The organism is Pseudomonas sp. St290 (assembly GCF_018325805.1).
GTDB lineage: Bacteria > Pseudomonadota > Gammaproteobacteria > Pseudomonadales > Pseudomonadaceae > Aquipseudomonas > Aquipseudomonas bijieensis.
Genome location: NZ_AP014703.1, coordinates 680,536 through 694,040, shown reverse-complemented (window position 1 = coordinate 694,040; position 13,505 = coordinate 680,536). Strand labels below are relative to the sequence as shown.

Here is a 13,505-nt window from a genome sequence, read left to right as displayed (position 1 = left end):
ACTTGCTACAATCCTTTCCCTTTGCGCCCCTGGAGACCTCACATGCCTGACTTCTCTGGCTTGCCACTGGTGATCGAGCCGAGCGAACTGCTACCGCGCCTCGACGCCCGCGAACTGATTCTGGTGGACCTGACCAGCGCCGCCCGCTACAGCACCGGGCATATTCCCGGTGCACGCTTCGTCGATCCCAAACGCACCCAGCTCGGCCAGCCGCCAGCCCCGGGCCTGCTGCCAGCCAAAGCCGACCTCGAAGCACTGTTCGGCGAGCTCGGGCATAACCCGGATGCGGTCTACGTGGTCTACGACGATGAAGGCGGCGGCTGGGCCGGGCGTTATATCTGGCTGTTGGACGTGATCGGTCACTCGAACTACCACTACCTCGACGGCGGCTTGCTGTCGTGGCTGGCCGAAGGCCTGCCGGTGTCCGTCGACGTCCCTGCACCGGTTGCAGGCCCGGTCAGCCTGACACTGCACGATGCTCCCACCGCTACCCGCGAGTATCTGCAAAGCCGTCTCGGCGCTGCCGACCTGGCCATCTGGGACGCTCGCGGCCCGCTGGAGTATTCCGGCGAGAAAGTCGTCGCAGCCCGAGGCGGGCACATTCCCGGCGCGGTCAATTTCGAATGGACTGCTGGCATGGACCAGGAGCGCAACCTGCGCATCCGCAAGGACATGCCGCAAATCCTCGAACAATTGGGCATCACGCCCGACAAAGAAATCATCACCCACTGCCAGACTCACCACCGCTCCGGCTTCACCTACCTGGTGGCCAAGGCGCTCGGTTATCCACGAGTCAAAGGCTATGCCGGTTCCTGGGGTGAATGGGGCAACCACCCCGATACCTCCATCGAGCTTTGAAGGTTCTTAAGGACAGTTAATGAAAAACCGTTTGTTCATCCTCACTCAATACCTGCTGCCCCACCACCTGCTGTCGCGGCTGGCCGGCTGCATTGCCGAATGCCGCGTGCGCTGGTTCAAGAACGCCTTCACCGCGTGGTTTGCCAAGCGCTACCAAGTGGACATGTCCCAGGCCCTGGTGGAAGACCTGACGGCGTACGAGCACTTCAACGCCTTCTTCACCCGCGCCCTGAAAGACGGTGCGCGTCCGCTGGACCCAACCCCGGGCGCCATCCTCAGCCCCGCCGACGGTGCCGTCAGCCAGCTCGGCCCGATCGAGCACGGCCGGGTATTCCAGGCCAAGGGCCACAGCTTCAGCGTACTGGAGCTACTGGGCGGCGATGCAGCCAACGCGGCGCCGTTCATGGGCGGCGATTTTGCCACCATCTATCTTTCCCCCAAGGACTACCACCGCGTGCACATGCCGCTGGCCGGCACCCTGCGGGAGATGGTTTATATCCCAGGACGAATTTTCTCGGTCAACCAGACCACCGCCGAAAACGTTCCAGAACTGTTTGCTCGTAACGAACGCGTGGCGTGCATTTTCGACACCGAACGCGGGCCGATGGCCGTGGTGCTGGTGGGCGCGATGATCGTGGCGTCCATCGAAACCGTCTGGGCCGGCCTGGTGACACCGCCCAAGCGCGAACTCAAGACTTTCCGCTACGACGAAGTCGCCCGTGCGCCGATCCACCTGGAAAAAGGCGCCGAACTGGGCCGCTTCAAGCTGGGTTCGACCGCCATCGTGCTGTTTGGTCCGGATCAAGTGAAATGGACCGAGGAACTGGTGGCTGGTTCGCCCGTGCAGATGGGTCAAGGCCTGGCACTGCCAAAAGCCTGAGTCATCGGCCCCTGTGGGGAGCGAGCTCCCCACAGGGCATGCTGCATAGATAGAGCACCTCTTTCGCCCACAACTGCTAGAGTTGGAAACATCACGTTTATTTCCCGCCGGAGCCCGACCACGGCATGAATGAGACCAGCCCTCTCCAGCTATTGCGCGTCCAGCCCCCAACGCAATCACGCCTGTCGTTCTGCGATGCCACGCCACGGGACCTCAAGCGCTGGATCGCCAACCTGCCCAAGGCCAACATCGGCGAAACCGCCCGCCTGTTGTACCAGGCCCTTGGTGAACTCAACCAACTGCTCACGCCCAGCGACAATCGACTGCAACTGCTCGAGCTGCTGCGGCCCGAGGTGTATTACGTCTGCAAGCACCTGGAGCGGCACTTCCTGCAACAGGCCATCGTGCTGGATGAGCGCTCGCGCAAGATCGTCAACCTGTGCCAGGCCCTGCAAACCCAACTGGCGATGGGCTACAAACAGATCGTGGCGCGTATCGCCTCGAAATACACCAAGGATCGGGCTCGCCTGCTGAGCACCGCGCTGCAACGGGCGATACATGCCCTCAACGGCCCGCTGCTGCGTGCCAGCCAGCTGTACAGCCCAGTACCTGAAGGGCTATGGCTCGATTTGCATCAGCTGTACCGGATCGCTTGCCTGCACCGCTTGCAGCACCTGAGCGTGAGTGATGACCTGGCCAGCCAGGTTCATCAATTGAACGCCGAGCAAACCTATGTCGTCGCCCTGCTGCTGGGCGCGTCACGCAGCAATCAACTGCGCCAGAGCCAGATCGGGCGACTGACCCAAGTGCTCGAATCCTGGAGCCAGTGGGTCAAGCTGGACCCTGCCACCGCTGCCAGCAGCCTGTTCGCGGTCGCGCCGGAGCTGGATGTCGGGCCGCGCTACCGCTCCAAGTTCCGAGCCGAACAGCAGCCGACCTTGCAGGGCTTCGATCCCCAGCCCCTGGTGCGTGCAATCGCCACTCACCTGGAACAACCTGCCGAGAACAACCTGCCAGTACCTGGCGGCATGAGCGTCGACACCTTGCATCACCTGCAAGCGGCCTGGGGCGAAGCGGCCGAACGCAGCTTCCAGCGCACCGAGGGCAACGGCACGCTGACCCTGTGCGTGGGCATGAGTGCGCTGCACTACTACCTCGGCGGCGAGCGCTCTTTCAACGAAATCCTGAAAAGCCCCACCACCCGCAAAGCCCGCTTCGAAGCCTCGCCGAGCAAGACAAACGACGCCTGGAAGCAGGCCTTCGACGCCGCCCCCGCCGGTGACAGCGACCTGCTGCCCTATGAAGAAATCGAGTACCCGGTCAACCCGGCCGATGACGACGGCACCAGCTCCGACAATCAGCACCACTTTCCCACCTACGACCTGCCGATCATCAACCACAGCCCTGGCGGTTATTGCCTCGGTTGGCCCAAGGAAGTGCCGGAACAGCTTCAAGCCGGTGAAATGATCGGCATTCGAGACAGCAGTGACCAAGCCTGGAGCGTTGCCGTGGTGCGCTGGATCCGACAAGTGCGCAACGGCGCCATGCAGATGGGCATCGAACTGGTCGCACCCCATGCCCAGCCTTGTGGGCTGCAACTGGTCCGGGAAGAGAACGAGCACGGTCACTACCTGCGCGGCTTGTTACTGCCCGAGATCAGCGCCATCGACCTGCCTCCCACCATGATCGCCCCACGCCTGCCGTTCCAGGAGGGCCAGCGTGTACTGATCAACACCAACGGCCAGGAACGCCGCGCCGGCCTGGACCGCCGGGTGACCAGTACCCACAGCTTCAACCAGTTTTCCTATCACCCGGAAGACTCAGCCGAGACTGAGGGTGGCGGCGACCAAGAGGGGAATTTTGATTCGTTGTGGAAGTCGCTCTAAACAGCGCATAGCCCCCTGTGGCGAGGGAGCTTGCTCCCGCTGGGGCGCGTAGCGGCCCTAAACCTGAGACCGAGGAGTGTCAGGTTGGCCGCCTTGGGCCTGCTGCGCAGGCCAGCGGGAGCAAGCTCCCTCGCCACAAAGTGCGTGCCTCCCCAGAGTCGGCGTATTGCTCAAAGCATGTTACTTAGAGCTGCCCGTCACGATCCCTGAAACCCAACAGGTACAACACCCCATCCAGCCCCAGGGTTGAAATCGCCTGCCTGGCCGACTGCTTGACCAGCGGCTTGGCGCGGAACGCCACGCCCAGGCCGGCGATCGCCAGCATCGGCAAGTCGTTGGCGCCGTCTCCCACGGCGATGGTCTGCTCCAGGCGCAAGCCTTCCTTTTCAGCCAGCTCTCGCAGCAGGTCCGCCTTGCGCTGGGCATCGACGATCGGCTCCACGGCCACGCCGGTCACCTTGCCATCCACCACTTCCAATTCGTTGGCGAATACGTAGTCGATACCGAGCTTGGCCTGCAATTGCTTGGCGAAGTAGGTGAAGCCGCCGGACAGGATGGCGGTCTTGTAACCCAGGCGCTTGAGTTCAGCGAACAGGGTCTCGGCACCTTCGGTCAGGCGCAGGGAAGCGCCGATGGCATCCAGCACACTGACGTCCAGCCCCTTGAGCAGCGCCAGGCGCTCCTTGAAGCTGGCGCGGAAGTCCAGCTCGCCGGCCATGGCTCGTTCGGTGATGGCCGAAACCTTGTCGCCGACGCCGGCCGCCTTGGCCAGTTCATCGATGACTTCGGCCTCGATCAGCGTCGAATCCATGTCGAACACCGCCAGGCGGCGGTTACGACGGAACAGCGAATCTTCCTGGAAGGCGATGTCGACGTTCAGTTCCTGGGCCACGCTGAGGAACTCGGCACGCAACGCCTGGGGGTCAGCCGGCTCGCCACGCACGGAAAACTCAATGCAACCCTTGCCCTTGTCGTCCGGAGTGTCCAGCGGCATGCGCCCGGACAAGCGGTCGATATGGTCGATGTTCAGGTCATATTTGGCGGTGATCGAGCTGACGCGCTGCAACTGCTCGGCAGTGACCTTGCGGGTCAGCAGGGTAACGATGTGGCGCTTCTTGCCCTGGCCGGCCACCCAATGCCGGTAATCGTCCTCGGACACCGGGGTGAAGCGCACCTGTTGGTCGAGCTTGTAGGCGGTGAACAGGATGTCCTTGAGCACCGACTTGCCTTGTTCGGCGTCCGGAATTTCAACCAGGATGCCGAACGACAGCGTGTCGTGGATCACCGCCTGACCGATGTCGAGAATGTTCACACCACCCTGGGCCAGAACGCCGGTAATGGCCGCAGTCAGACCCGGACGGTCGCTGCCAGTGATGTTTATCAGGACGATTTCGCGCAAGGCGCACCCCCGCAGGTGGAAAAAAACCGCATTCTACCCACATTCAGTGACCATCGGGCACCGCCAGTGCTTTGCCGGTCATGGGGCTGTCGCTATACTGCGCGTCAATTTCACGGACAAAGAGCCGAGCTCAGTGAACCGGCCCACGCCAGTCAAAACCGACAACTTCTTCCTGCTGATCTTCCGTGCACTGCGTCATCGTCGTGTGCCGATTGCATTGCGCATTGCCAGCCATAACGTGATCCTGGTCGCTCTGGCCCTGGTTATCTATGCCTGCGTGATGGGTTTGCAATTCAAGCAGGCGATGCACGAGCAGGCCGATGCCCTGGGTGAAAGCCTGACCACCCAGACCGCCACGTCCGCCACCGAGCTGCTGGTGTCCAACGACATCCTCAGCCTCAACGTTCTGCTCAACAACCTGACCAAGAACAAACTGGTGGCCCACGCCGCCATCTACAGCGTGGACAACCGCATCCTCGCCGAGGCCGGCCAACGGCCCAAGCCGGGCCTGCTGGGTGAGTCCGGCGGCATGTACCAGAGCAAGATCACCTTCCAGGACGTGACCGCCGGACAACTGCGCATCAGCCTGGACATGGACCAGTTCCAGCAACCGATGACCATCAGCCTGCAAAGCATGGGCATCCTCAGCGCGATACTGCTGGCCCTGGCTTTGGCCTTGAGTCTGCGCCTGGGGCGGCACATCTCCACGCCGCTGTTGCAATTGCGCGTCTGGCTGCGGGACATCGACGAACACACCCCTGCCACCCAGCGCCAGGATGAAATCGGCGACCTGGCCCGGCAGCTGCACGCCAGCTTCGCGCCGGAACCCGAGCCCTTGCCGGAACCTGAAGACATCGACTACGTGGACGACGAGGACACTGAGCCGGGCTTCGAAGTGCGTAACCTGCGCGACCCAGGCTTTGATGAAAGCCAGCCGATGCCCGCCTCCAAACCGGCGCCACGCCATGTGGTCCGTACAGTGGAGGACGAGGAAGACGACGACGCGTTCGCCGACCTGCGTGACGAATCGGTCGATGGCGCACCTCAACCGCTCGCCAGGCCTGCTGTCTCGAACCTGCCCCAGCACAGCGCCGTACTGGCCGTACAACTGGGCGCCCAGGACCAACTGCGCCGCTTGCCCCAGGCCCGCCTGAAGGAACTACTCGAACGCTACCGCGACTGCCTCGACCAGGCCGCCTCGCTTTATCAGGGTGAAGTGCACACCCTGAACGATGGCAGCACGCTGATGCTGTTCCACACCGAAGACAGCGGCGACGACTACCTGACCAACGCCATTTGCTGCGGTGAGTTGCTGCGCGCCTTGGGCCACCAGTTGCAGATCGAAGTCGCCGACAGCGGCATCACCTTGCAACTGCAATTGGGCCTGACCTTGGGCGATGGTCTGTTCGGCCTGAGCCAGATCGACCTGCTGCTGACCGAAACCGCCCAGGACGCCCTGGCGTTGTCGCAACACAGCCGCAACCTGCTGCTGGTGGAACGCAAGATCAACGACGACGCCCTGATCCGCCAGCGCGCCCGCATCCGCCCCATCGCCAGCCCCGAAGGCGCGTGCTGCGTGGAGCGCTTGATGGAGCCTTATCCATCGTTGCTGGAGCGGCAACTGGCGCGGATGCATGAGCGCCAGGCCTGAGTCCCGGTACTTGAAGTAACGAAGCCCGCAGATGAGTGATTGTCTGCGGGCTTTTTGTTGTCTTCAGCGCCGCCATCGCGAGCAGGCTCGCTCCCACATTGGGTCTGTGGCTTGCAGAGCTCCCCTGTGGGAGCGAGCCTGCTCGCGATGAGGCCGGTACAGACACTGAAGAACCAACCCGCAGAAACAACAAAGCCCGCATCAATGCGGGCTTCGCTTTGCATCCAGGCCTGGCGTCAGAACCTGAACACTTCCATGTCCGTACGAATCGGCAAGGCCATGGGAATCTTGTCCTTTTCCTTTTCCACCGGCTTGGCTGGGGCTGGAGCGGGCTTGCGTGGCACTTCGGCGACAGGCGGCTGGTTGGCCAGGGGCTTGAGCGATACAGACAGTTGTTCGGCCAGGCGTTGCAGGAGCACGCCTTGAGCCTGGACCTGCGCGGCGGTGGTGCCGGCATGTTGCTCTTGCAGATGAACGATGCGGTTCTCACGCACCTTGCCACGACGGTCGATCAACCGCCATTGGGCATCGAGCACTGCCGGTTGCGCTTTACCCGAGTCCAGGCGAGTAATCGACAGCAGCACCTGCACATCCGGGGTGAAGCCCTGGGTCGCAGGCGCCAGTACCACACGCTGGCTGTCCAGGTGCCCGGCGACCTGACGCAACAGCAATTGATCGATGTCGGAAGACAGGCTGCCAGCCCAGCGTCCGTCGGTGGCGGCCTGCAGGCTACCGTCCGGTTGGCGTTGCAATAAGGTTTCGCGTTGCAGGTAATCGGCGATCAGGACCGGCCCCAGCAATACTGCCATGCCTGTGCTTTGCGCAGGCTGGGCCGGGGTTCCGCTGTCCAGTTGGTACAGCGACACCGGCTGGTTCATGCTGCAACCCGCCAGGCCAAGCAGGCCGGCGAGCCACAAAATAGGAAGGCGCAGAGCAGTCATCGTTCCGTCCAGGTGGCAGCCACAAGGCTTGCCACAGTGAAAAAATACTCGGTCATTATGAAGAACGCTCGGCCACGCCGGCGCTTGAAAGGGCCTATCATCCGTGAATATGCGCCGCGACTCCAGCGCCAAAGCATCGATCTGCGGCTTTTAATCGCAGACCGAGCCCTCTAGCACGCCTAATTGAGGTTTTCGACGAGCAGTGCATCCACCCGCTGAAAACCTCTTGGAAGCTTGTTGCCTCGCCGCCCGCGCTCACCTTTGTAATGTTCAAGATCGTCTGCTTTCAACGAAAGCGTACGTTTTCCAGCCTGTAGCACAAGCGTGGCGCCTTCCGGCAACACTGCAATATCCGTGACATATTCCTCGCGACTGGCCACCCGTTCGCCGGAAATACCGATGATCTTGTTGCCCTTGCCTTTACCCAACTGAGGCAAGTCGCTGATTTTGAACACCAGCAAGCGACCTTCGGTCGTTACCGAAGCCAGCCAATTGTTCTCTCGATCGCTGACCGCCCTCGGGGCAATGACCTTGGCGTTGTTCGGCAGGCTCAACAACGCCTTGCCCGCCTTGTTCTTGGCTTGCAGGTCTTCACCCTTGACCACGAACCCATAACCCGCGTCCGATGCAATAACGTACAGCCCATCATCATCAGGCATCAGCACGCATTCAAAAGTTGCACCCGGCGGGGGCGTTAAACGACCGGTCAGCGGTTCGCCCTGGCCGCGAGCCGATGGCAGGGTGTGGGCCGGCACCGAATAACTGCGCCCGGTAGAATCGACGAACACCGCAAACTGGTTGGAACGCCCGGCCGCCAGCGCCTTGAAACCGTCCCCAGCCTTGTAGGAAAGCCCGGTAGCGTCAATATCATGACCCTTGGCCGAGCGCACCCAGCCTTTTTCCGACAGTACGACGGTCACTTTCTCGTTCGGTAGCAGGTCGTGCTCACTCAATGCCTTGGCTTCGGCGCGCTCAACGATTGGCGAACGACGATCATCACCATAAGTCTCGGCGTCCTTGAGCAGTTCAGTGCGCACCAGCTTCTTGAGTTTGGCTTCGCTGCCCAACAAGGCTTGCAACTTGGCTTGCTCCTTGAGCAGTTCATCCTGCTCGGCGCGCAGCTTCATCTCTTCCAACCGCGCCAATTGCCGCAGGCGGGTGTCGAGGATGTAGTCGGCCTGGATTTCGCTCAGGGCAAAGCGCTCGATCAGGCTGGCCTTGGGGTGCTCCTCGGTGCGGATGATGTGGATCACTTCATCCAGGTTCAGGTAGGCAATCAGCAAACCGTCCAACAGATGCAGGCGGCGCTCGACCTTGTCCAGGCGGAACTGCAGGCGCCGACGCACGGTCTTGACCCGGAACTCCAGCCATTCGACCAGCAATGCCCGCAGGTTCTTCAACTGCGGTTTGCCGTCCAGGCCGATGATGTTGATGTTGACCCGGTAGCTGGACTCAAGGTCAGTGCTGGCGAACAGGTGCTGCATCAGCGCGTCGTGGTCGACCCGGCTGTTGACCGGAATGATCACGATGCGGCAGGGGTTCTCGTGGTCGGACTCATCGCGCAAATCGGCGACTTGTGGAGCTTTCGACGGTTTTGCCTGCATCATCGCCGCGATTTGCTCCAAGACCTTCGCCCCGGAGACTTGGTGCGGCAATGCCGTGACAATGATGTCGCCGTCTTCGATGTGGTACACGGCGCGCATGCGCACCGAACCGCGACCGGTCTCGTAGATTTTCAGCAGGTCGGCGCGCGGCGTGATGATTTCCGCTTCGGTCGGGTAATCCGGGCCCTGGATGTGTTCGCAGAGTTGTTCCACCGTGGCTTTCGGCTCGTCCAGCAGACGCACGCAGGCCGTGGCCACTTCCCGCAGGTTGTGGGGAGGTACGTCAGTGGCCATGCCCACGGCAATGCCGGTGGTGCCATTGAGGAGAATATTCGGCAAACGTGCAGGCAATACGAGGGGTTCTTCAAGGGTGCCGTCAAAGTTCGGGCCCCAGTCCGCCGTACCTTGGCCCAGTTCGCTGAGCAGAACCTCGGAATAACGCGACAGCCGCGCCTCGGTGTAACGCATGGCAGCGAAGGACTTGGGATCGTCCGGCGCACCCCAGTTACCCTGCCCGTCCACCAGCGTGTAGCGATAGCTGAACGGCTGGGCCATCAGCACCATGGCTTCATAGCAGGCCGAGTCGCCGTGGGGGTGGAACTTACCGAGCACGTCACCGACGGTCCGCGCCGATTTCTTGTGCTTGGAATCGGCATCCAGCCCCAGCTCACTCATGGCATAGATGATCCGCCGCTGGACCGGCTTCAGACCGTCGCCAATGTGCGGCAAGGCGCGGTCCATGATCACGTACATGGAGTAATTGAGGTAGGCACTTTCGGTGAAGTCAGCCAGCGATCGGCGTTCTACGCCGTCTAAGCTGTCTGCAAGAATGTCGCTCATGCGGGCCTCATCAGTTCGTTGTCTGGCGCAGCAGCATGGTGCCGTCGCGCTGGGTAAATTCAAGTTTGTTCAGGGCGCTCATGCCCAGCAGCACTTGCGTGCCACCCAGGCCTGGCGCCACCAGGGCACGGACATCGCGCAAGACGATGTCGCCCAATTGCAGCCGGTCGACGCGGGTACGGTAGCCCTCGCTCACACCGTTGGCGGTGCTCAAGGTCACGCCGAAACCCTTTTCCAGCTTGAGGCGCTCGGCCAACTCCATCGGAATCGCCACGTCGGTGGCTCCGGTGTCGAGCATGAAGTCCACCGGCTGACCGTTGATCTGGCCGCTGGCGACGAAATGCCCCTGTTGATTGCCGACCAGCTTCACCTCGATAAAACCTTCACCTCTTTGCGAGTACACCTGGGTATTGGGGTTTTGCTGGCGCTGTTCCCATTGGGCAAAAAACCGCGTCGCCAGAAACAGCGCCGCGCACCAGGCCAATATCATCAACACCCGGCCAGCACGCTTGCCCGGCGGCTGCTGACTCATGGCGAGGCGCCCCAACCACCGTCCGGCGCGGCAAAGCGCCAGATGATCGGCCGCGTTTCGCCGTCGGCGCGAGCACCATCGTTGTTGTCCAGGCCGATCCAGGCGCCCTCGGCGTCCACTACCAGCGCTTCGGCCAGGCCATAGGCCTGCGCGTAACGACGATTATCCAGCAACGCCTCGGCGGCGAACGACCAGCAGCGCTCCACTTGGGCGGTCTGCGAGTCACGCCGGCAGATCTGAAAGGCGTTGCGCTCCAAGGTAAACAGCTTGCCATTGAACAGTGACAGATCGGCGAAATCACGTGGAACCGCCTTGGCCTTGGGGAACTGCGCTGGCTGCATCTCCAGCCCCGCTTCGCTCAGCAATACACAATTGCCATCGCAGTCCCACACCGTCTGCTTGCGCTTGATCAGCAACAGGCCGCGACTTTCGCGCTCGGCCGCCAGCCACAATTGATCGCCAGCCGGGTTGATCGCCAGGCCTTCGAACAGGGCATTGAAATGCAGCAACATGCCACTGGCACGGGCCTGGCGGATCAGCGTCGGGGCGATTTTCAACCACGACGCAGGTCCCGATGGCGGCACCTGCAACACCGCGGCATGGGACTCACTGACCACATAGCGATTGCCAGCACTGTCGCAGCTGATGCCTTCGAAATCCAGCTCGCCACCGCGCAGGAACGACGCCGCCCAGGTGCGGGATTTCAAGCCCCAGGGAAAACCGCTGTCCGGCACCTCAGGCACCTCGATATCGACCACTTGCGCCGGCCAGACTGGTGCCTCGGAGGGTGTGAGGCGGTAGATCCGATCATCGTCGCGATCAGACACCGTCCACATTTCACTGCCGCACAGGGCCAGCCCGGACAGATTGCCACCGCGCATGCCCTCGACGACGTGCTCGGACAGCAACTTCAGTTCCGGCGCCGGTCCTGCGACCACAACCCCCGCCCACAGCAATAACGCCAGGGCGAAACCGTTGCGCATCAGGCCAGCACCTCGGCCAGGTCCCCTTTGGATTCGAGCCAGGACTTGCGATCACCGGCGCGCTTCTTCGCCAGCAGCATGTCCATCATTTCCGACGTCGCGTCGAAATCATCCAGGGTCAACTGCACCAGACGACGGGTGTTCGGATCCATGGTGGTTTCGCGCAGTTGCGGCGGGTTCATTTCGCCCAAGCCTTTGAATCGGGTGACCTGCGGCTTGCCGCGTTTCTTCTCGGCCACCAAGCGGTCGAGAATGCCGTCGCGCTCGGCCTCGTCGAGGGCGTAGTAGATTTCCTTGCCCAGGTCGATCCGATACAGCGGCGGCATCGCGACGTAGACGTGGCCGGCATCCACCAGTGGGCGAAAATGCTGGACGAACAAGGCGCAGAGCAACGTGGCGATGTGCAGGCCGTCGGAGTCGGCGTCGGCGAGGATGCAGATCTTGCCGTAGCGTAGCTGGCTCATGTCCTCGGCGCCCGGATCGACACCGATGGCCACCGCAATGTTATGCACTTCCTGGCTGGCCAGCACTTCGCTGCCGTCCACTTCCCAGGTGTTGAGGATCTTGCCCCGCAGCGGCAGGATCGCCTGGAACTCTTTGTCCCGCGCCTGCTTGGCCGAACCACCGGCGGAGTCACCTTCCACCAGGAACAGCTCGGAACGCATCGGGTCCTGCCCGGCGCAATCGGCGAGCTTGCCCGGCAGCGCCGGCCCTTGGGTGATGCGCTTGCGCTCGACCTTCTTGCTCGCCTTGAGGCGCCGGCCGGCGTTGTTGATCGCCAGTTCCGCCAGGGCCAAACCGGTTTCCGGGTTGGCGTTGAGCCACAGGCTGAACGCGTCCTTGACCACACCGGAAACAAACGCCGCCGCTTCGCGGGACGACAGGCGTTCCTTGGTCTGGCCGGAGAATTGCGGTTCCTGCATCTTCATCGACAGGACAAAGGCGATGCGTTCCCAGACGTCTTCCGGCGCCAGCTTCACGCCACGGGGCAGCAGGTTGCGGAACTCGCAGAACTCGCGCATGGCATCGAGCAAACCCTGGCGCAACCCGTTGACATGGGTGCCGCCCTGGGCCGTGGGGATCAGGTTGACATAGCTTTCCTGGACGCTTTCGCCACCTTCAGGCAGCCACAACAGCGCCCAGTCCACGGCTTCTTTATTACCGGCCAGGCTGCCGCAGAACGGCTCGTCGGGCAGGCGTTCGAAACCGCTGACCGCGTCCACCAGGTAAGAGCGCAGACCGTCTTCGTAATGCCATTCGACTTTCTCGCCGGTGGCCTTGTCCTCGAAACTGACCAGCAGCCCCGGGCACAACACGGCCTTGGCCTTGAGCACGTGCTTGAGGCGGCTGACGGAGAATTTTGGCGAATCGAAATACTTCGGATCCGGGGCGAAATACACGCTGGTCCCGGTGTTGCGCTTGCCGACGGTGCCGACCACTTCCAGCTCGGTGGCCTTGTAGCCGTCGGCGAAGGTCATCTGGTATTCGTTGCCATCACGCTTGACCCGCACCCGCACCTGAGTCGACAAGGCGTTGACCACAGAAATACCCACCCCGTGCAGACCGCCGGAGAACTGGTAGTTCTTGTTGGAAAACTTGCCGCCGGCGTGGAGCTTGGTGAGGATCAGCTCGACGCCCGAAACACCCTCTTCAGGGTGAATGTCCACCGGCATGCCGCGACCGTCATCGCTGACTTCCAGCGAGTGATCGGCGTGCAGGATGACCTGCACCGACTTCGCATGCCCGGCCAAGGCTTCGTCGACACTGTTGTCGATGACTTCCTGGGCGAGGTGGTTCGGCCGACTGGTGTCGGTGTACATGCCGGGGCGCTTGCGCACCGGGTCGAGGCCCGAGAGGACTTCGATGGCGTCTGCGTTATAGGAGCTAGCGCTGGGAGTGGCCATGGGGTCTCGTCGTCAGTGTTCAATGAA

The 13,505-nt window shown here is 62.2% G+C and carries 10 protein-coding genes; 4 read left to right on the top strand and 6 right to left on the bottom strand.

Annotated features, from left to right (window positions below):
* The first annotated feature begins 42 nt into the window (after positions 1 to 42).
* From PBDP_RS02940 to PBDP_RS02930, 3 genes are all read left to right on the top strand, one after another.
* Positions 43 to 858 carry a rhodanese-like domain-containing protein gene (locus PBDP_RS02940; RefSeq protein WP_212801796.1) on the top strand — a complete coding sequence of 272 codons (816 nt, stop codon included), beginning with the start codon at positions 43 to 45 and terminating at the stop codon, positions 856 to 858.
* 19 nt (positions 859 to 877) lie between these two features.
* On the top strand, positions 878 to 1,738 hold the full coding sequence (asd, locus tag PBDP_RS02935) for an archaetidylserine decarboxylase (RefSeq protein ID WP_212801795.1): 861 nt from the start codon (positions 878 to 880) through the stop codon (positions 1,736 to 1,738).
* 125 nt (positions 1,739 to 1,863) lie between these two features.
* Positions 1,864 to 3,624: a cyclic-di-GMP receptor FimW-related protein gene (locus tag PBDP_RS02930; RefSeq protein WP_109752152.1), complete on the top strand. Its 1,761-nt coding sequence runs from the start codon at positions 1,864 to 1,866 to the stop codon at positions 3,622 to 3,624.
* Between the two features lie 184 nt (positions 3,625 to 3,808).
* Here the strand turns inward: PBDP_RS02930 and serB are convergent, their stop codons facing one another.
* Positions 3,809 to 5,023, bottom strand: coding sequence for a phosphoserine phosphatase SerB (gene serB, locus PBDP_RS02925; protein ID WP_212801794.1), 1,215 nt, complete (start codon positions 5,021 to 5,023; stop codon positions 3,809 to 3,811).
* 133 nt (positions 5,024 to 5,156) lie between these two features.
* Between serB and PBDP_RS02920 the strand changes: the two genes are divergently transcribed.
* Entirely contained in the window at positions 5,157 to 6,674 is a 1,518-nt protein-coding gene (locus tag PBDP_RS02920) for an AhpA/YtjB family protein (RefSeq protein ID WP_212801793.1), read from the top strand.
* A 236-nt stretch (positions 6,675 to 6,910) separates the two neighbouring features.
* Here the strand turns inward: PBDP_RS02920 and PBDP_RS02915 are convergent, their stop codons facing one another.
* The 5 genes from PBDP_RS02915 to parE all read right to left on the bottom strand — a co-directional run bounded on the left by PBDP_RS02915 (position 6,911) and on the right by parE (position 13,478).
* On the bottom strand, positions 6,911 to 7,615 hold the full coding sequence (locus PBDP_RS02915; RefSeq protein WP_109752149.1) for a PqiC family protein: 705 nt from the start codon (positions 7,613 to 7,615) through the stop codon (positions 6,911 to 6,913).
* Between the two features lie 179 nt (positions 7,616 to 7,794).
* Positions 7,795 to 10,059 carry a DNA topoisomerase IV subunit A gene (gene parC, locus PBDP_RS02910; RefSeq protein WP_116834037.1) on the bottom strand — a complete coding sequence of 755 codons (2,265 nt, stop codon included), beginning with the start codon at positions 10,057 to 10,059 and terminating at the stop codon, positions 7,795 to 7,797.
* 10 nt (positions 10,060 to 10,069) lie between these two features.
* Positions 10,070 to 10,591, bottom strand: a complete 522-nt coding sequence (locus PBDP_RS02905) for a retropepsin-like aspartic protease family protein (RefSeq protein ID WP_109752147.1) — start codon at positions 10,589 to 10,591, stop codon at positions 10,070 to 10,072.
* Complete coding sequence (locus PBDP_RS02900) at positions 10,588 to 11,574, bottom strand: esterase-like activity of phytase family protein (protein WP_109752146.1); 987 nt, start codon at positions 11,572 to 11,574, stop codon at positions 10,588 to 10,590. Before PBDP_RS02900 ends, PBDP_RS02905 begins: the two co-directional genes overlap by 4 nt.
* Positions 11,574 to 13,478 carry a DNA topoisomerase IV subunit B gene (gene parE / locus PBDP_RS02895; RefSeq protein WP_212801792.1) on the bottom strand — a complete coding sequence of 635 codons (1,905 nt, stop codon included), beginning with the start codon at positions 13,476 to 13,478 and terminating at the stop codon, positions 11,574 to 11,576. Before parE ends, PBDP_RS02900 begins: the two co-directional genes overlap by 1 nt.
* Between the last annotated feature and the right edge of the window lie 27 nt (positions 13,479 to 13,505).

Coding starts and splice junctions, on each gene's coding strand:
- PBDP_RS02940 (WP_212801796.1), top strand. CDS start 43: ATGCCTGACTTCTCTGGCTTGCCACTGGTGATCGAGCCGAGCGAACTG.
- asd (WP_212801795.1), top strand. CDS start 878: ATGAAAAACCGTTTGTTCATCCTCACTCAATACCTGCTGCCCCACCAC.
- PBDP_RS02930 (WP_109752152.1), top strand. CDS start 1,864: ATGAATGAGACCAGCCCTCTCCAGCTATTGCGCGTCCAGCCCCCAACG.
- PBDP_RS02915 (WP_109752149.1), bottom strand. CDS start 7,615: ATGACTGCTCTGCGCCTTCCTATTTTGTGGCTCGCCGGCCTGCTTGGC.
- parC (WP_116834037.1), bottom strand. CDS start 10,059: ATGAGCGACATTCTTGCAGACAGCTTAGACGGCGTAGAACGCCGATCG.
- PBDP_RS02905 (WP_109752147.1), bottom strand. CDS start 10,591: ATGAGTCAGCAGCCGCCGGGCAAGCGTGCTGGCCGGGTGTTGATGATA.
- PBDP_RS02900 (WP_109752146.1), bottom strand. CDS start 11,574: ATGCGCAACGGTTTCGCCCTGGCGTTATTGCTGTGGGCGGGGGTTGTG.
- parE (WP_212801792.1), bottom strand. CDS start 13,478: ATGGCCACTCCCAGCGCTAGCTCCTATAACGCAGACGCCATCGAAGTC.